Here is a 17612-nt window from a genome sequence, read left to right as displayed (position 1 = left end):
GGACTCACGATGCCTGTGTTGCGCAAGGCACAATCTTTCTGGAGCCGTCATCTGAACATCGATTAAAGATTCCCTGAATCAGAGATTTCCGAAACGTCAAAGCTTCTTTAACCGCAAAAAAGATTCAGTTATACGAATCAAATTTAAAGTTTCATTCGTGATTGCATCGTATGTCTTTCGTTATGTCGGACTATGCCGCACGCAGCGACGGTCAACATGCCGCTTCCACCTTCGCCTTTCCCTTCGGCTTGTGCGAATGCATGACGGCCGTGCTGACGGTATCTGACGGACGCGACGCGCGTGCAAATGCGGGCCATGCCAGTGCCGCGCATGCGGACGCCCCAAGCCAGACAGCAGGCCAACCGAATGCCGATAGCAGCATCGGAATTGCCGAAGGCGCGAGCCAGAAGGCCATGAAGGCGCCGGTGTTGCCCATCGCGAGCGCGGTCCCCACGCGCCCGTGTCCCGCGAGCGTAGCGAGTTCCGTGAACGCAACGCCGTGCCATGCCGAGGCAGCGATGCCACCCGACACGAGCAGCACAAACAACGCAACGAGCACGATATGGTCGTCGCCCGCCGCCGGGGATGCATGCGCAACGCGGGCGAACAGCGTCGTCATTGCCGCGAGCAAAGCAAACAGCGCAACGCTCAGCAAGGCGCACACGCGCAGATACGCATTGCGATTGCCATGCCGGTCGGTCCAGCGTCCGCTCCAGATGCGCATGCATGCCGCGCCGAGTTGCACCGCGACGAGCGCTGCGCCAATCGCAGCACTGCCTGCATGGCCAAAGTCGTGCAGGAACACGCTTGCGAACGAGATCACCGCGACCTGCGGCATGCACAGCGCCGCGATGCCGGCCACCATGCGCCATACCTGAGCGCTCGAGAGCGGCGTCCGCGCGCGCGGCACTTCGTGCGGCCTTACGTGCGCCGAATCTCCCAGCACGGGCTCCATCGGATCACGCACCCAGCACATCGTAAGGATTGCAGAAAGAATGCACATCGCCGCGAGCGTGCCGTAGACCCATGCGAAGCCCCCGCGCGCGGCCAGTGCGGGCAACAGCAGCGCGCCGATTCCCGCGCCAGCAGGCATGGCCGTCTGCCGGATGCTCATCGCCAGGCCGCGCTCGCTGGGCCCGAACCACGCCATGACCGCGCGCCCGCTCGAACCGTTCACGCTGCCGCCGAGCAATCCAATAGCCAGAAAGCCTAACTCGAGCGCGTGCGCGCCTGGCACATGAGTCGCCGCCGGCACGCACCAGAGCGTCATGGCGAGCAACGCCGCCGCAGTCGAACCCAGCCCCGTGAGCAGCACGCGCCGGTCGCCCCAGCGGTCGGTGAGCACACCCCACGGCAATTCGCTCAGGACGATGCCGAGCCCGAGCATGCCAAGCAGCAGCCCGAGCGCACCGGTATCGATGCGGTAGTCCGAGCGAATCCAGATCGCCGCAGCCGGTATGCCCGAGAACGCGGCGGCAAAGCTCGCGTTCGCCGCCACGCCGACACCCAGCACCTTCCAGCGATGCGACGCACTCCCGCTCTTTGCATCGTTCATGACAGCCTCCAGAAAGTGATTGACCGCAGCCATGCTACGAGCGCACCATCTATTGGAAAAGCTGGAATATTCAATCGATGTAATCGGAAAATCCGAACCATCGAGCCGGCATCGTACGGAACATCCCCATGAATGCACGCGGACTCGACCTCGCGCAATTGCGCACCTTTCTCGCGGTCACGGAGGCGGGCAGCGTCTCGGGCGCGGCAGAGCGCGTATTTCTTTCGCAGTCTTCGGTGAGCGAACAGTTGAAGAAGCTCGAAGAGCGCATCGGTCAGCCGCTGTTCGTGCGCAGCAAGCAGGGGGTCGCACCCACACCTGCGGGCGCGAAGCTCGTCGATCACGCACGCCGCATCGTGGCAATGTGCGACGCCGCGTTCGACGACATGCTGGGGCGCTCGCTCGACGGCGAGGTGCGCATTGCCATCACCGACTACTTCCGGCCACACGACGTGGCGGCGATCATCCGCCGCTTCGCGAACCAGCATCCGCGCCTGCGCCTGCATGTGACGGTGTTGCCGAGCGCCGTGATCGAGAGCAGTGCCGATGACAATGTTTTCGACATCGGTCTTTCGCTGCGCATGGTGGACACGCGCAGCACGCGCGCCGGGGTCAAGGCGACCGCGCGCAAACCTTCAGCGTTGCGGCGCGAAAAGCTGCTGTGGGTTGGCGCGCGCGAAACGCTGCGCGAGCATGCGGCGCTCGCACCGCCCTGGCCGCTCGTGCTGCTGCCGTCTACGTGCCAGTTGCAGCGCTTTGTGTTGAAGCTGCTCGAACGCGCGCGCATCCCGTTTCTGATTTCCCATTCGGCGTCGGGTGTCGCCGGCTTGCAGCTCGCGCTGCATGCGGGTCTGGGGATTTCGTGTTTGAACGAATCGGCGATCGGCGAGGGGCTGGTGGCCTGCCCTGCGTCGTTCGGCCTGCCCGCGCTTCCGGCGGCCGAGTTTCATCTGCTGCCGGAGCGCCCCGGCGAAAGCGCGCACGTGACGAACGCGCGCGCAGCGCTCGCGGCGTTGCTCGGCTAGCGCGCGGCCGCGTGACGCCCGATCACGACGCTGCGCCTGTCAGTGCCGCGAAGCGCAGCAGATCGACATTGCCGCCCGAGATCACGATACCCACGCGCTTGCCGCGCACGTCCACCTTGCGCTGCAGGACCGCAGCGGCCGCCAGGCAACCCGTGGGCTCGACCACGAGCTTCATGCGGCTCGCGAAAAACTTCATCGTCTCCACGAGCTCCGCGTCGCTCACGGTCACGATCTCGCTCACGCGCTCGCGGATCACCGCGAACGTATAGCCGCCCAGATGCTGTGTCTGGGCGCCGTCGGCGATGGTCTTGGGCGTGTCGATGTGGACGATCGAGCCCGTCTGCAGACTGCGCTGGCCGTCGTTGCCCGCCTCGGGCTCGACGCCGATCACGGTGCAGCGCGGCGCGAGTGCATGCGCCGACGTTGCGCAGCCCGAGAGCAGCCCGCCGCCGCCAAGCGGCGTGAGCAGCACGTCGAGCTCGCCCGCATCCTCGAACAGCTCCTTCGCCGCCGTGCCCTGCCCTGCCATCACATGCGGGTGGTCGTAGGGCGGAATCAGCGTGAGGCCGCGCTCGGCGGCAAGGCGCTGGCCGAGTGCTTCGCGGTCCTCGGTATAGCGGTCGTAGAAGACGACTTCGCCGCCGTAGCCGCGCGTCGCCTCCACCTTCACTGCGGGCGCGTCCTGCGGCATCACGATCACGGCCTTCACACCCAGCAGTTGCGCCGAAAGCGCGATCGCCTGCGCATGATTGCCCGACGAAAACGTGATCACGCCGCCCGCCCGCTGCTCCGGCGTGAACTGCGCAATGGCGTTATAGGCGCCACGAAACTTGAACGCGCCCATGCGCTGGAGGTTCTCGCACTTGAAGAACAACTCCGCACCCGCGAGCGCGCTCGCCGTGCGCGAGGTCAGCACAGGCGTGCGGTGCGCGACGCCACGGATGCGCTCGTGCGCGGCAGCCACATCTTCAAAGGAAATCGGCAGTGTGCTCATGGTCGGTGCTCGTTGGATAGGTGGGTGCAAGCGGCGGAGTCGGCCTCGCCGGGTAGAGAAACAACCATGATAAGAAAAAACCTCGCCCACGGGCGAGGTTCAAGGCAAAGCACGAGGCCGAGCGTCAGACAGTAAAGCGTTCGCTGGCGAATTGCGCGGCAGGCACGCCTGCTGCCGCCGCCACCGCCTGTGCGGCGCTCACCATGCCGGGCGGACCGCAGACATACAGATCGGGCGGCTCGTCAGCCGTTTCGAGCGCGGCTTGCAGCGCCTCGACCGGCGTGCCATGAAAGCCTGGCCACGCCGCGTCTCCCTCACGCACGCATAGCTCGACGCACAACTGCGCAAGCTCCGCCTGCAGCTGCTCGAGCTCTTGCACCATGAAAAGCTCGCTCTCGTGGTTCACACCGAAGAAGAGCCGCGCGTCGTTCATCTCCTGAAACTCGGCCATGCGGCGCAGCATCGAGAGCACCGGGGCAAGCCCCGTGCCGCCCGCCACGAACCAGCGCGGGCGCAGACTTTCCGCGAATAGACCGAAGCCGCCCTGCGGGCCGTGCACGTTGAGCTCGTCGCCCACCTGCGCACGCTCGCGCAGGTACGACGAAAACACGCCATCGGGACGCAAGCGGATCAGCAGTTCGAGCCGCCCATCCCAGTTGCTCGTGTTGGCGAGCGAGAACGGTCGGCGCGCGCCGCTTCCAGGCAACTCCAGTTCGACGAACTGCCCCGCTTCGAACTCGGCGGCGCTGCCGTGGGCATCGTCGGGCTCGAGGCGCAGTTCGAGGCGGAGCGTGTCGTCCGCGAGCGTCTCCAGGGCGGCGATGCGCGCACGCCGCACGGCAACGGGCTGCAACAGCACCTTCGTGCCGTCGTATGGCGCGGCAATGCGCAAGTCGCTGCGCGGCGTCGTGCAGCACAGCAGGACCGCGTGCGGATCGCCTGACGGCAACGCGTCGGCACTGTGCGCGCCGAGCGTGTACTCGCCTTCGGCCACGCTCGCGTGGCACGCGCCGCAACTGCCGCGCCGGCACTGCGACGGCAGCGTGATCTGCGCCGCCGCGGCCGCCCCCAGCACGTCCTGCTCCGGCTCACACGCAAACGCGAACGCCTGGCCGTCGCGCGTGGTGATTTCGATTCGATGGCTCATGTATCCCTCAGCGCCGGTGCGTTTTCACGCAGCCTTGCGTTCGAGCGCGGCGGCAAGATCGGCATGCGCGTCACCGATCGGCTGAATCCCGAACTGCTCGACAAGGATCTGCAGCACGCCCGGCGTGAGGAACGCCGGCAAGGTCGGTCCGAGGCGGATGTTGCGAATGCCGAGCGCGAGCAGCGTCAACAGCACCGCGGCGGCCTTCTGCTCGAACCACGAGATCACGAGCGAGAGCGGCAGGTCGTTCACGCCGCACTCGAAGGCCTCGGCAAGCGCGACGGCAATGCGGATGGCCGAATAGCTGTCGTTGCACTGGCCGAGGTCGAGCAGACGCGGAATGCCGCCGATGTCGCCGAACGCGTGCCGATTGAAGCGGTACTTGTTGCAGCCAAGCGTCATGACGACGGTGTCGTCAGGCGCGGCCTCGGCGAACTCGGTGTAGTAGTTACGGCCCGGCGCCGCGCCGTCACAGCCGCCGATCAAAAAGAAGTGGCGGATCTGGCCGGCCTTCACCGCGTCGATCACCTTGTCCGCCACGCCGAGCACCGTATGGCGCGCAAAGCCGATCGTGACGGTTTCTTCGGGCGCCGTCTCCAGAAATCCGGGCAAGGCCAGCGCCGCCTGCACGAGCGGCGCATACGCGCCATGCTCGAGATGGCGCACGCCGGGCCAGCCCACCGGACCGGTTGTGAAGACGCGTTGCCGGTATTGCGGCAGCGGCTCGATCAGGCAGTTCGAGGTCATCAGCACGGGGCCGGGGAAGTTCGCGAAATCCGCCTGCTGATCCTGCCAGGCGCCGCCATAATTACCCGCGAGGTGCGAGTAAGCCTTGAGCAACGGATAAGCGTGCGCGGGCAGCATCTCGCCGTGCGTGTAGATCTGCACGCCGCTATCTTTGGTGGCTTCGAGCAAGGTTTCGAGGTCGCCCAGATCGTGGCCGGAAACGAGAATCGCCTTGCCCGCCACCGGCGTCATGCGCACGACCGTGGGCTGCTGGTTGCCGAAGCGACCCGTGTTGGCCGCGTCGAGCAACTCCATCACCTTGAGGTTCAAGCTGCCGAGCGCGAGCGATTGCTCGAGCAACTCGTTGGCTTGCTCGGGCTCGCACGCGAGAAATTCGAGCGCGGCTTCCACGCCTGCGTACACCTCTTCGCTTTCATAGCCCAGCACGCGGGCGTGATGGGCGTATGCGCAAACGCCCTTCAAACCGTAGAGCACCAGCGCGCGCAGGCCGACGATGTCGGCGCCCAGCGTGTCGAGCCCCGCATTCACGCCCACGAGCTTTGCCTGCGCCTGCAGCTCGGCGATGTTCGCGCCGGCTTGCCAGTGCGCCGGGCCCGCCGGTTCCCGCACCGCGACGCCCTGTGCGAACGCCTGCGTCTCGTAGGCCTTCTTCACGCGATCGCGGTGCTGTGCGGCTTCGCGCAGCAGCCCCACGAAGCGAGCGGCGTTGAAGTTCACATTGGTGAGCGTCGTGAACATCGCATAGAGGATGAAGCGATCGGCTTCGCGGTCGGCGCTGCCGACGCCGCGCGCGAGCGCGTTGTACTGGGCGATGCCCTTGACCGCGTGGATCAGCAGGTCTTGCAGGTCCGCCGTGGTGGCGTCCTTGCCGCAGTTGCCCTTCGCCGACGCGCAGCCTGACGTTGCGTTGCTGCGGTCGGTCTGTTCACATTGATAGCAAAACACGGCTTTCTCCTTTCCTTGTGGGTGACGGCGCTGGTGCGATGTCGATGGGGTGTATCGACTGTCAGATCGCGACGAAGGGCCTTGTAAGATGCAAATTTGAAGCATCTTTTAAATGGTCACTCCAGCGAGGAAGTTTTGCCGTGATGTAGATCAGGAAATGGTTCTGTCGTAGCACCATTTGCATGTGCGAAAACGCCGCACTGCTGCGCGCAGTGCGGCGTCTGTAGGGGGGCCGGAAGGCATGGAAAACACCGGCCGCGGGTACGCCACAAACAAAAACCCCCGCACGAAGGCGGGGGTCGATCTTTACAGCGTCGGACTATCGGACATCAGAACGGAATATCGTCGTCCATCTCGTCGAAGCCGCCGCCAGCCGGCGCGCTCGAACGGCCGCCACCGCCACCGCCAGCACCGCCGCCGCTCGCGCGCGGCGCGCCGCCACCACCCGAAGCACGGCCGCCGCCGCGCGGTGCGGACTGCTCGCGGCTATAGCCGCCGTCATCGCCCATGTCGCCGCCCGCCGGGGCGCCGCCGCCGCTACGGCCGCCCAGCATCTGCATCTGGTCGGCAACGATTTCCGTCGAATAGCGGTCGGTGCCATCCTGCGCTTGCCACTTGCGCGTGCGGATGCGGCCTTCGATATACACCGACGAACCCTTCTTCAGGTATTCGGAAACGATTTCGGCCAGACGGCCGAAGAACGCCACGCGGTGCCATTCGGTCATTTCCTTGAACTCGCCGGACGCCTTGTCCTTGTAGCGGTCGGTGGTCGCGAGGCGGATGTTCGCCACAGCGTCGCCGCTGGGCAGATAGCGCACTTCCGGTTCGGCGCCGAGGTTGCCGACGAGGATCACCTTGTTCACGGATGCCATGAGTTTCTCCTGTTGATTCCGTTGCGATTGGCGGCTGCGCGATTCGCGCGCATCGGCTTCATTGAGCGATGCATCGCGCGCGGACCGCCTCTCGCGAAAAATGTTGCTGCGAACGCCGGGTTCGCTTCAAAGCAGAGGGCGGGAACGCCCCTGGTTCTGGCCCGTCAAGCGCGCTTGGGCGGCGCCTTGACCGGCACCTTCATGTAGGCCGCGATTATAAGCCAGCAAAACACGAGGCCTGAGCACGCGTAAAAAACCGCGCTCGCGCTGCCTTGCTTGAGCAGCCAGCCGCCCACCACGCCGCCGAGCGCAAGCCCGATCGACTGGGTGGTGTTGTAGACGCCCGTGGCCGCGCCCTTGCGGGTGCCCGGTGCGAGCTTTGACACCAGCGAGGGCTGCGAGGCTTCGAGGATATTGAACCCGAGAAAGTACACGAACAGCACGGTCGCCACGATTGCTATGGTATGCGCAAGCGAGCCGAGCAGAAGCTGGCCGATCAGGATAAGCCCAATGGCCGAGCACAGCACGGCCTTCATCTTGCCCCGCTTTTCCGCGGCGATGATGGCAGGCACCATCAGGACGAACGAGACGCCCATCACCGGCAAATAAATCTTCCAGTGCGACGCCACGGGCAGGCCCGCGTCCACGAGCAGACGCGGCACGACAAGAAAGAGCGCGGTCTGCGTGGCATGCAGCACGAACACGCCAAAGTTCAGGCGCAGCAGCTCCACGTTGTGCAGGACTTCGGCGAACGGCGCTCGCACGTGCACGGGCCTGGGCGCATCGGGCACGATCCACAGCACGACGCCCACGGCGAGGATCGAGAACACGCCAACCAGCGCGAACAGGCCGCTCATGCCCACCCAGTGGAACACGATGGGCGCGCCCACGATCGCCACCGCGAAGGACATGCCGATCGAGCCGCCCACCATCGCCATGGCCTTGGTGCGGTGCTCTTCGGCGGTAAGGTCTGCGATGAACGCGAGCACGGCCGATGAAATCGCGCCCATGCCCTGAATCACCCGGCCGACGATGATCCACGTGATGTCATGCGCGAAAGCCGCCACGAAACTGCCAATGGCGAAGATCAAGAGGCCGATGATGATCACGGGCTTGCGGCCCATCTTGTCCGAAAGCCACCCATAAAAGATGTACAGGAGCGACTGCGTGACGCCGTAGGCCCCGAGCGCGATGCCGACGAGCAGCACGTTGTCGCCGCCGGGGATGGTTTTCGCGTAGACCGAAAACACCGGCATGATCATGAAGAGGCCGAGCATGCGCAGCGCGAAGATCGCGGCGAGCGACACGGTCGCGCGCATTTCCGGCGCGCTCATGCGTGAAGAAGTAGCAGGTGAATTGGAGGACATCGGAGCGTTTTTTGATTGGGCCGCCGCTGTGCGCGCGTGATTGGGCCTTGGGACGGGCGAAGCAGGCATCGGGCGAAATTCGCGGCGTGCTCATTGCGGCCGTGGCGGCCTTGCATGGACGGCAACGATGCGGGCAGCCCCGTGTCGGCCAGAGCTGGCGCTTCAGCGCCTGTTACTCGGGCCCACGCCTGAAACGATCCCCGGCTGCTTCCTGTCGATCCTCTTTCAGCACCCCTCGCCGCAACCACACGGCGGCCATTCGGGACCCTTTCAGAGACCGTCAGCAAGCCGTAACGGCGGTCTGGAAAAGTCGTTATAGTAGCAGGTTTAGCCTCCCTTTCTCCCGCAGGTTCATGGAACAAATCCGTATCCGTGGGGCCCGAACCCACAACCTGAAGAACGTCAATCTGGACCTGCCGCGCCACAAGCTCGTGGTGATCACCGGGCTTTCGGGCTCGGGCAAGTCGTCGCTGGCGTTCGACACGCTCTACGCCGAAGGCCAGCGGCGCTATGTGGAAAGCCTTTCGGCCTACGCGCGCCAGTTCCTGCAACTGATGGAAAAGCCCGACGTCGACCTGATCGAGGGTCTGTCGCCGGCGATTTCCATCGAGCAGAAGGCCACCTCGCACAACCCGCGCTCCACCGTGGGCACGGTCACCGAGATTCACGACTACCTGCGTCTGCTCTACGCGCGCGTGGGCACGCCCTACTGCCCCGACCACGAGATTCCTCTCGAGGCGCAAAGCGTCTCGCAGATGGTGGACGCCGCGCTCGCGCTGCCCGAAGAAACCAAGCTGATGATCCTCGCGCCCGTGGTCGTCGACCGCAAGGGCGAGCACGCCGAACTCTTCGACGACATGCAGGCGCAGGGCTTCGTGCGCTTTCGCGTGCGCTCGGGCGGCGGCACCGCCAACGAAGGCGAGGCGAAAATCTACGAAGTCGAGTCGCTGCCCAAGCTCAAGAAGAGCGAGCGCCACACCATCGACGTGGTGGTCGACCGCCTGAAAGTGCGCCCCGACATGAAGCAGCGTCTCGCGGAGTCGTTCGAAACGGCGCTGCGCCTCGCAGACGGCCGCGCCATCGCGCTCGAAATGGACACCAGCCGCGAGCACCTGTTCAGCTCGAAGTTCGCCTGCCCGATCTGCTCGTATTCGCTGTCGGAGCTGGAACCGCGCCTCTTCTCGTTCAATAACCCGATGGGCGCGTGCCCCGAATGCGACGGCCTCGGCCAGATCACGTTCTTCGATCCGAAGCGCGTGGTTGCACATCCATCGCTCTCGCTCGCCGCGGGCGCGGTGAAGGGCTGGGACCGGCGCAACCAGTTCTACTTCCAGATGCTGCAAAGCCTCGCGGTGTTCTACGATTTCGACATCGACGCCGCCTTCGAGGACCTGCCCGAAAAGGTACGCAAGGTCCTGCTCTACGGCTCAGGCAAGCAGGAAATCCCGTTCTCGTACATCAACGAGCGCGGCCGCACTTCGGTGCGCGAGCATGTATTCGAAGGGATCATCCCGAACCTCGAGCGCCGCTACCGCGAGACCGATTCGTCCGCGGTGCGCGAGGAACTGGCGAAATACCAGAACAACCAGGCCTGCCCGCACTGCGAAGGCACGCGCCTGCGCCGCGAGGCGCGCTTCGTGCGGATCGGCTCCAACGAGGACGCGCGCGCGATCTACGAGGTAAGCGGCTGGCCGCTGCGCGACACGCTCGGCTACTTCCAGACACTGCGCCTCGAAGGCGCCAAGCGCGAGATCGCAGACAAAGTCGTCAAGGAAATCGTCGCGCGCCTGATGTTCCTGAATAACGTGGGCCTCGACTATCTCTCGCTCGAACGCAGCGCGGAAACGCTCTCGGGCGGCGAGGCGCAACGCATTCGCCTCGCCTCGCAGATCGGCTCGGGCCTCACGGGCGTGATGTATGTGCTCGACGAGCCGTCCATCGGCCTGCATCAGCGCGACAACGACCGCCTCATCTCCACGCTCAAGCATCTGCGCGACCTCGGCAATTCGGTGATCGTCGTCGAGCACGACGAGGACATGATCCGCATGGCCGACTACGTGGTCGACATGGGCCCGGGCGCCGGCGAGCACGGCGGCATGGTGATCGCGGAGGGTACGCCCGCCGAGGTAGAGAACGACCCGGCCTCGATAACCGGCCAGTACCTCTCGGGTGCGCGCCGCATCGACTACCCGGACGAGCGCATCGAACCCGGCGAGCGGCACCTGCGCATCGTCGAGGCCTACGGCAACAACCTCAAGCACGTGACGCTCGACCTGCCGGTGGGTCTGCTCACCTGCGTGACGGGCGTGTCGGGCTCGGGCAAGTCCACGCTGATCAACGACACGCTCTATCACGCGGTGTCGCAGCATCTGTACGGATCTTCGGCGCAGCCCGCGCCGTTCGAGTCCATTGAAGGGATGGAGCATTTCGACAAGGTCATCAACGTCGACCAGTCGCCGATCGGCCGCACGCCGCGCTCGAATCCGGCCACCTACACGGGGCTGTTCACGCCCATCCGCGAGCTGTTCGCAGGCGTGCCGGCGGCCAAGGAGCGCGGCTACGAATCGGGCCGCTTCTCGTTCAACGTGAAGGGCGGCCGCTGCGAAAGCTGCCAGGGCGACGGCGTGCTGAAGGTGGAAATGCACTTCCTGCCCGATGTCTACGTGCCTTGCGACGTCTGCCACGGCAAGCGCTACAACCGCGAAACGCTGGAGATCCAGTACAAGGGACGGAACATCAGCGAAGTGCTCGACATGACGGTCGAGGCGGCCTACGAGTTCTTCAAGGCCGTGCCGGTCGTGGCGCGCAAGCTCAAAACGCTGCTCGACGTGGGCCTGGGCTATATCCGTCTCGGCCAATCGGCCACCACGCTGTCGGGCGGCGAGGCGCAGCGCGTGAAGCTGTCGCTGGAACTCTCGAAGCGCGATACCGGCCGCACGCTGTATATACTCGACGAGCCGACCACGGGCCTGCACTTCCACGACATCGCGCTGCTGCTGGAGGTGATCCACAGGCTTCGCGACCAGGGCAATACGGTGGTGATCATCGAGCATAATCTCGATGTCATCAAAACCGCCGACTGGGTCGTGGACATGGGCCCCGAAGGCGGTGCGGGCGGCGGCCAGATCGTGGCCCAAGGCACGCCCGAGCAGGTCGCGAAGGCGAAAGCGAGCTTCACGGGCCGCTATCTCGCGCCGCTGCTCAAGCGCCAGATGGCCGCGCTCGACGCGGCTTCGGGGAAATAAGCACTAGAAAAGGTTGCGGCGGCCATGGCCGCCGCAACCCCGGTTGTAGCAACAACAGAGCGGGGGCGCTTGCGTCCCCGCAGTCTGAAGGCGGAATACACCCAACATGGTCAAGCGCAACGAAGCGACCGACGATAAACAGGTGCGCGACCTGCGGCCAAGACCGGTCAGGCTCACGAGCGACATGAGCCTGCCGAAACTCTCGGCGGTGGAAATTGGCAGCTATGTGGCTGCGCTCGCCGGCTTGTGGGCGGTGCTGCATCTGAACCTGCTGGGCGCGCTGCTCGCGGGGATGCTCGTCTTCCAGCTCGTGCACACCATCGCGCCGCTGATCGAGCGGCGCATGTCGAGCCAGCGCGCGCGCTGGATCTCGGTCGTGCTGGTTTCCATTGTGATCGTGGGCGTGCTCACGGGTATCACCGTGGGCGTCATCGAACAGTTCGAAAACGACGTGCCGAGCGTCCAGAAGGTAATGTCGCAAATGATGACGTTCGTGGACCAGGCGCGCGCGCGGATTCCCGACGCTATCGCGGCCTACCTGCCCGTGGACGTCGCCCAAATGAAGCTCAAGGCCATCGCGCTCATGCACGAGCACGCCACCCAGCTCGGCCAGGGCGGCAAAAACGCCGCGCGCATCTTCGGGCATATCGTGATCGGCATGATCATCGGCGCGATTGTCGCCATCGGCGCGCAGAAGAACGCCACGCGGCTACCGCTCTCGACCGCCTTCGTCACGCGCGTGGCGCGCTTCGCCGATGCGTTCCGCCGCATCGTGTTCGCCCAGGTGAAGATCTCGGCCATCAATACGGTGTTCACCGGGCTCTTCCTGCTGCTGGTGCTGCCGCTCTTTCACGCGCCGCTGCCGCTCGCGAAGATGCTTGTCGTGGTGACTTTCGTGGTCGGCTTGCTGCCCGTGATCGGCAATTTGATCTCGAACACGCTGATCGTCGCGATCGCGCTCACCGTGAGCCTGCCTGCGGCGGTCACGGCGCTTGCGTTCCTGATCGTGATTCACAAGCTCGAGTATTTCCTGAACGCGCGCATCGTGGGCGGCCAGATCGAGGCGCGCACGTGGGAATTGCTGGTCGCGATGCTCGTGATGGAAGCCGCGTTCGGCATCCAGGGCGTGATTGCCGCGCCCATCTTCTACGCCTATATCAAGCGCGAACTGATCTATCTGCGGCTCGTCTGAGGGCCCAAGCCCTGCAGAGGCGGCGCATTTGCCGCCTCTGCAGCCTCATCCCTCGCGCGGCTCGCCCATGCCGTCCGCCATGCCCTCGTGTCCGACCGCGTAGACGGCCACCTGCACACGGCTCGTGAGGTTCAGCTTGCGCAGGATGTTGCGCACGTGAATCTTCACCGTGCTTTCGGCCAGATCGAGCGCGCGCGCGATCTCCTTGTTGCTCGCCCCGCGCGCGAGTTCGCGCACGATGTCGCGCTCGCGCGCGGTGAGCGTCTCGCCGCTCGTGCGCGGCGCGCTGGGTGCGCTCGGCGCCGCCGCCGGCTTGCGCATCTGCTCGACCAGCTTCGCCGTCATGTGCTCGGTGATCACCGGCTGGCCGGCGGCCGCCTTGCGGATGGCCGCAACGAGCGCGTCGGCGTCGATACTCTTGAGCAGGAAGCCACTCGCGCCCGCGCGCATCGCCGCGGTAAGCTCGTCGGCCTCCTCCGAGACGGTCAGCATGACAACGGCGGCATCGGGCAGGTCCTGCACCAGCAATTGCAGCGTTTCGAGCCCCGAGAGGCCGGGCATGTTCAGATCGAGCAGGATCACGTCGGGCTCGTGCTGCTGCGCGCGCTTGATGCCTTCGACGCCGTCCGAGGCTTCCCCCACCACTTCGAGGTCTGGCTGGCGTTGCAAAAGCGCGCTCACGCCCGAGCGAAAAAGCGTGTGGTCGTCGATGAGCAGAATGCGGATGGTCATGGCCTGAAGTTCGGATGGTGGCGATTCTGTCTGTGGTGGCGCGAAGCCTGGCGCATCGGGTGGATCGAGCGGATCAAGCCGCCTTGCGGCTCGCGGCCGGCAGCACGAGTTCCACGCGCGAACCGCGCCCCGGCTCGCTGTCGAGCGTGAGCGTTCCCGCCAGACGTTTGGCGCGCTCGCGCATGATATGAAAACCGACATGGGCCTCGCCGCGCGCGGCAATCTCGGCAGGATCGTAGCCGATGCCATCGTCCTCGATGGTGAGGCGGAAGTCGCGCCGGTTGACGACGCTCACATGCACATGCTGCGCCTCGGCATGCTTGCGGATATTCGAAAGCGCCTCCTGCAGCACGAACAGGACCTGGAGCTGCTGATCGGCCGGCAGCGGCGGGCCGCCCTCGTCACGATAATCGAGTGTGAGTTCGGCGTCCGACTGGCGCCGAAAGCGTGCCACCGTATCGTCCACCGCAGGCCGCAGCGCGCCCGACTCGAGCTTCGAGCGGAAGTTCAGCAGCAGCTCGCGCACGTCGTCATAGCTCTCCTTCACGCCGCCCGCGAGCAGCGGCACGATCTCGCGCGCCTCGTCGAGATTGCCGTCGGCCACCGCGCCATCGAGCAGATGCACCTGCATCTTCAGAAAGCTCAGCCCCTGCGCAATGCTGTCGTGCAGCCCCTGGGCGACGAGGTTGCGCTCCTCCGAGACCGCGAGCTGGCGCGCGAGCGCCGCGAGGCGCCGGTTCTTCAACGCGACACCGAGATGGCGGCCGAGCGTTTGCAGCAGTTGGACTTCCGAGGGCGGCATATCGCGCTCGCGCCGGAAGTGCAGCGAGAACGTGCCGAGCGGCTCGCTCTGCGAAACGATGCCAAACACCGCAACGCTCGCGAAACCCGCGCGCAGGCAATACTGCGCGTGCTCGCGCTCGGCGTCGCTCATGGCGGGCATGCGTCCCTTGGCGCCCGCGCCCGCGACCAGGTTGCGCAGATCGACCACCACCACCGGCTCTTCCGCCGACGCGGCGCCGCATGCGCAGTCGTGCGCGGGCATGCATTGCTCGGCGCGCACGATTTCCTCGGGCAGGCCTTCGGCGACCAGCAGATGCAGATTGTCGTCCTCGGCGGAGGCGATGCGCACCGTCCCGCCGTCGGCCTCGAACTCGCGCATGAGGCGCATGAGGAAATCGCGGCACAGCGGCTCTACTGGCCCCGGCGTATTGAGGAAGGCCGCCATTTCGTACAGGATGCGCAGCTCGCGGTTCTGCGCCGCCAGTTGCGCGGTCTTCACGTCCACGCGCGCGGCAAGGTCCTGATACAGCGCTTGCAGCTCGGCAACCATCTGGTTGAAGCCCTGCGCGAGATGGCCGAATTCATCGCGCGTATCGACGGGCAAACGCGTATCGAACTCCTGCGCCTCGATGCGCGCAAGCCCGTCCTGCAGGCGCTGCACGGGCACCACGAACCACAGGTAAAGCAGATAGACGATGGCCACGGTGCCCACGCACGAGAGCGCCGCGAGCGCGATCTGCGAAGTGCGCAGCCACGCCGTCTTGTGCGCGTTCTCGCGCTCGATCAGCACTACGAGGTGATTGGCGTCATCGACGAAACCGGGCAGCAGCGCGAGATACGCCGACGGCGCGCCCACGCCCAGAACGCGGTCGCGCTGCACGGCCGGCTCTAGCCGTTCGTGCCACGACGTGGCAACCCGGTCGAATTGCCGGCGAATCAGCACGTCGTCAGGCAGGAATAGCGGGCGAGCCGCGTTGCCTTCGTGCAGTTGGTGCAGGGTCTCGTTGAGCTGGTCGATCTGCGCGTCAAGCCGCGAGGGGCGGCCCTGACGGCTCTCCCACAGTTCGATGGCCACCGCGTTCGCGCGCATGCGCAGGCTGCCCGCATCGTTGATCGCGGCGCCCGCGCCTTCGAGCTGCCACGAGAGCCAGAGCGTGCCGCCGATCATCGTGAGCACTATCGCGAGCACGACCGTGGAGAGCACGACGATGCGCGTGGACAGGCGCCTGCGGAAGGGCGCTAGCGAGCCAGCTGAAGTAGCGGCCCCGGCAGCCGCCAGGTGCGGCCCGGAGCCAGTGGCGGAATGGGGAGAACGGGTCATCGCCATAAAGGACACGGGGAATGAAGTGCGGCGCACGGGCGCCGGTATTCCTCATTATCGGTTGACGTATCGCAAACAGCACGACCAGCGGCCGGATTGGCTGTGAACTGCGACACTATGCGCCAGTTCGCCGAGGCGTGCCAGCCGGATGTTCGGCGAAGAAGCCTATAAAAAAAGGGAGCTCGCGTATCGCTCGCTCCCCGCAAAAGAACGGCCGATCCCCACGGCCGCCCAGAGGCAACTACTGCAACTTCAAAATGAGAATACGGGAGGCGGGCCGGCGGCCCGCCTCAGGCGCATGCCTAGCGGCTGCGCACGAGCTGCCATGCCCGCGACAGGTAGGTGACCGAAGCCAGCCCGCTCCACACGTGCACGAGACGCGTGAACGGGAAGATCACGAACAGCGTCATGCCCATGAACAGATGCAGCTTGAACACGAGCGGCGCATCGATCACGTAGCTTGCGGCGTCGCCGCGGAACGTCACGATGTGCTGTGCCCAGGTCATGAGGCGCACCATCATGGCGCCATCCATATGGCTCGCCGATGCGCCGATAGTCGTAAGCCCGAGCAGCAGCGTGACGAGGATCCACAACAGCAGCACCTTGTCGCCGAAACGCGTGACCGCCGAGATGCGCGCGTTCGTGAAGCGGCGGTGCAGCAGGATCGCGAGACCCGCGAGACACATGGTGCCCATCACTCCGCCGGCGACCATCGCCAGCAGTTGCTTGGCCTCATGCGGCACACCAAGCCAGTCCCAGACCGCGACAGGCGTGAGCAGGCCCACGAAGTGCCCGGCGAAGAGCCCGAGGATGCCAATGTGGAAAAGGATATTGCCGAGGCGCAGTTGCCCGCGATAGAGCAGTTGCGAGCTGTCGGCCTTCCACGTGTACTGCTCGCGCTCGAAGCGCGCGAGCGAGCCGAACAGGAAGATCGATGCGGCGATGTACGGATAGATGCCGAACAAAAACTGGTTGAACATGTTCATTGCATTTCCTTTGTGCGACCGGGCATGGCGGACGAAGCTGCATACGCCGCGCGCGGGTGGAACTGGACGATCTGCGGCGCATTCGCGGCACCCGCGCCGAACGGTTGCAGGAGGGGCTCGACGCCGTCGGCGCCCGGCCCGAAGCGCTCGAGCGCCTCGTCCATGTCGCGTATCGGCGCGCCGGTGACCGGCAACGGCTCGACCACGCTCATCTCGCACAGCACGGTGAAGATGGCGGCATAGGGGCTCTCGTCGCGTTCGAGCTGGTTGCCGAGCGCGGCGAGCACGTGAATCGCCTCGCCGAGCAGCGCGCTGGCCTCTTCGTCGCTGATCAGGCCGAGCACTTCGAGAAAGAGCGGCACGTAATCGGGCAACTCGCTGGCCGTGACATCGAGGCCGAAGCTGCGATATTCGTCGAGCAGATCGACCATCGCCTGACCGCGCGCGCGGCTTTCGCCGTGCACGTGCTCGAACAGATGGAGCGAGTGGCGCGGATTACGGTCGAACGTCGCCACATAGATTTCCTGCGACTCCGTGAGCGAACGCTCGCGCAGCGCCCCGATGAGCGGCGCAAGCTCGCGCACGGCGAACGATCCGTGCGGCGACGCGGCGAGCACGCCCTCGATTTCGTCGAGCGCATCGACGAGGGGCTGCTCGGGATAGTCGAGCAGCGCGGAGAGAACGGAATAGATCGACATGAT

The 17612-nt window shown here is 65.5% G+C and carries 13 protein-coding genes; 3 read left to right on the top strand and 10 right to left on the bottom strand.

Annotated features, from left to right (window positions below; all coding sequences use genetic code 11):
- Positions 1-211: 211 nt before the first annotated feature.
- Positions 212-1555: an MFS transporter gene (locus HV773_RS09605; RefSeq protein ID WP_129561130.1), complete on the bottom strand. Its 1344-nt coding sequence runs from the start codon at positions 1553-1555 to the stop codon at positions 212-214.
- 128 nt (positions 1556-1683) lie between these two features.
- Here HV773_RS09605 and HV773_RS09600 point away from each other — a divergent pair, with 128 nt between their 5' ends.
- Entirely contained in the window at positions 1684-2580 is an 897-nt protein-coding gene (locus HV773_RS09600; protein ID WP_129561129.1) for a LysR family transcriptional regulator, read from the top strand.
- 22 nt (positions 2581-2602) lie between these two features.
- Here HV773_RS09600 and HV773_RS09595 read toward each other — a convergent pair whose 3' ends face one another.
- From HV773_RS09595 to HV773_RS09575, 5 genes are all read right to left on the bottom strand, one after another.
- Complete coding sequence (locus HV773_RS09595; protein WP_129561128.1) at positions 2603-3574, bottom strand: threo-3-hydroxy-L-aspartate ammonia-lyase; 972 nt, start codon at positions 3572-3574, stop codon at positions 2603-2605.
- A 124-nt stretch (positions 3575-3698) separates the two neighbouring features.
- On the bottom strand, positions 3699-4721 hold the full coding sequence (locus HV773_RS09590) for a 2Fe-2S iron-sulfur cluster binding domain-containing protein (protein WP_129561127.1): 1023 nt from the start codon (positions 4719-4721) through the stop codon (positions 3699-3701).
- Positions 4722-4745: 24 nt separating this feature from the next.
- Positions 4746-6413: a hydroxylamine reductase gene (hcp, locus tag HV773_RS09585; protein ID WP_129561126.1), complete on the bottom strand. Its 1668-nt coding sequence runs from the start codon at positions 6411-6413 to the stop codon at positions 4746-4748.
- Positions 6414-6742: 329 nt separating this feature from the next.
- Entirely contained in the window at positions 6743-7285 is a 543-nt protein-coding gene (locus HV773_RS09580; protein ID WP_129561125.1) for a single-stranded DNA-binding protein, read from the bottom strand.
- A 164-nt stretch (positions 7286-7449) separates the two neighbouring features.
- The gene (locus tag HV773_RS09575; RefSeq protein WP_343052328.1) at positions 7450-8652 is read right to left on the bottom strand and encodes an MFS transporter; all 1203 of its coding nucleotides are present in this window, start codon (positions 8650-8652) and stop codon (positions 7450-7452) included.
- A 353-nt stretch (positions 8653-9005) separates the two neighbouring features.
- Between HV773_RS09575 and uvrA the strand changes: the two genes are divergently transcribed.
- Both uvrA and HV773_RS09565 read left to right on the top strand, forming a co-directional pair.
- A complete protein-coding gene (uvrA, locus tag HV773_RS09570) occupies positions 9006-11897 on the top strand; it encodes an excinuclease ABC subunit UvrA (protein ID WP_129561124.1) in 2892 nt (963 codons plus the stop codon).
- A gap of 106 nt (positions 11898-12003) precedes the next feature.
- Positions 12004-13089: an AI-2E family transporter gene (locus HV773_RS09565; protein ID WP_129561123.1), complete on the top strand. Its 1086-nt coding sequence runs from the start codon at positions 12004-12006 to the stop codon at positions 13087-13089.
- A gap of 45 nt (positions 13090-13134) precedes the next feature.
- Here HV773_RS09565 and HV773_RS09560 read toward each other — a convergent pair whose 3' ends face one another.
- The 4 genes from HV773_RS09560 to narJ all read right to left on the bottom strand — a co-directional run bounded on the left by HV773_RS09560 (position 13135) and on the right by narJ (position 17609).
- Positions 13135-13821, bottom strand: coding sequence for a response regulator (locus tag HV773_RS09560; RefSeq protein WP_129561122.1), 687 nt, complete (start codon positions 13819-13821; stop codon positions 13135-13137).
- A 73-nt stretch (positions 13822-13894) separates the two neighbouring features.
- Positions 13895-15925, bottom strand: coding sequence for a type IV pili methyl-accepting chemotaxis transducer N-terminal domain-containing protein (locus HV773_RS09555; protein ID WP_129561121.1), 2031 nt, complete (start codon positions 15923-15925; stop codon positions 13895-13897).
- A 302-nt stretch (positions 15926-16227) separates the two neighbouring features.
- Positions 16228-16911 carry a respiratory nitrate reductase subunit gamma gene (gene narI / locus HV773_RS09550; protein ID WP_129561120.1) on the bottom strand — a complete coding sequence of 228 codons (684 nt, stop codon included), beginning with the start codon at positions 16909-16911 and terminating at the stop codon, positions 16228-16230.
- Positions 16908-17609, bottom strand: coding sequence for a nitrate reductase molybdenum cofactor assembly chaperone (gene narJ / locus HV773_RS09545; RefSeq protein ID WP_129561119.1), 702 nt, complete (start codon positions 17607-17609; stop codon positions 16908-16910). The genes narI and narJ overlap by 4 nt, the downstream gene beginning before the upstream one ends.
- Between the last annotated feature and the right edge of the window lie 3 nt (positions 17610-17612).

The sequence above is a fragment of the Paraburkholderia caffeinitolerans genome (assembly GCF_902859945.1).
Classification (GTDB): domain Bacteria; phylum Pseudomonadota; class Gammaproteobacteria; order Burkholderiales; family Burkholderiaceae; genus Paraburkholderia; species Paraburkholderia caffeinitolerans.
Note: the sequence above shows the minus strand (reverse complement) of the source record. Positions and strands in the feature narration are given on the sequence as shown.

Coding starts and splice junctions, on each gene's coding strand:
- HV773_RS09605 (WP_129561130.1), bottom strand. CDS start 1,555: ATGAACGATGCAAAGAGCGGGAGTGCGTCGCATCGCTGGAAGGTGCTG.
- HV773_RS09600 (WP_129561129.1), top strand. CDS start 1,684: ATGAATGCACGCGGACTCGACCTCGCGCAATTGCGCACCTTTCTCGCG.
- HV773_RS09595 (WP_129561128.1), bottom strand. CDS start 3,574: ATGAGCACACTGCCGATTTCCTTTGAAGATGTGGCTGCCGCGCACGAG.
- HV773_RS09590 (WP_129561127.1), bottom strand. CDS start 4,721: ATGAGCCATCGAATCGAAATCACCACGCGCGACGGCCAGGCGTTCGCG.
- HV773_RS09580 (WP_129561125.1), bottom strand. CDS start 7,285: ATGGCATCCGTGAACAAGGTGATCCTCGTCGGCAACCTCGGCGCCGAA.
- HV773_RS09575 (WP_343052328.1), bottom strand. CDS start 8,652: ATGTCCTCCAATTCACCTGCTACTTCTTCACGCATGAGCGCGCCGGAA.
- uvrA (WP_129561124.1), top strand. CDS start 9,006: ATGGAACAAATCCGTATCCGTGGGGCCCGAACCCACAACCTGAAGAAC.
- HV773_RS09565 (WP_129561123.1), top strand. CDS start 12,004: ATGGTCAAGCGCAACGAAGCGACCGACGATAAACAGGTGCGCGACCTG.
- HV773_RS09560 (WP_129561122.1), bottom strand. CDS start 13,821: ATGACCATCCGCATTCTGCTCATCGACGACCACACGCTTTTTCGCTCG.
- HV773_RS09555 (WP_129561121.1), bottom strand. CDS start 15,925: ATGACCCGTTCTCCCCATTCCGCCACTGGCTCCGGGCCGCACCTGGCG.
- narI (WP_129561120.1), bottom strand. CDS start 16,911: ATGAACATGTTCAACCAGTTTTTGTTCGGCATCTATCCGTACATCGCC.
- narJ (WP_129561119.1), bottom strand. CDS start 17,609: ATGTCGATCTATTCCGTTCTCTCCGCGCTGCTCGACTATCCCGAGCAG.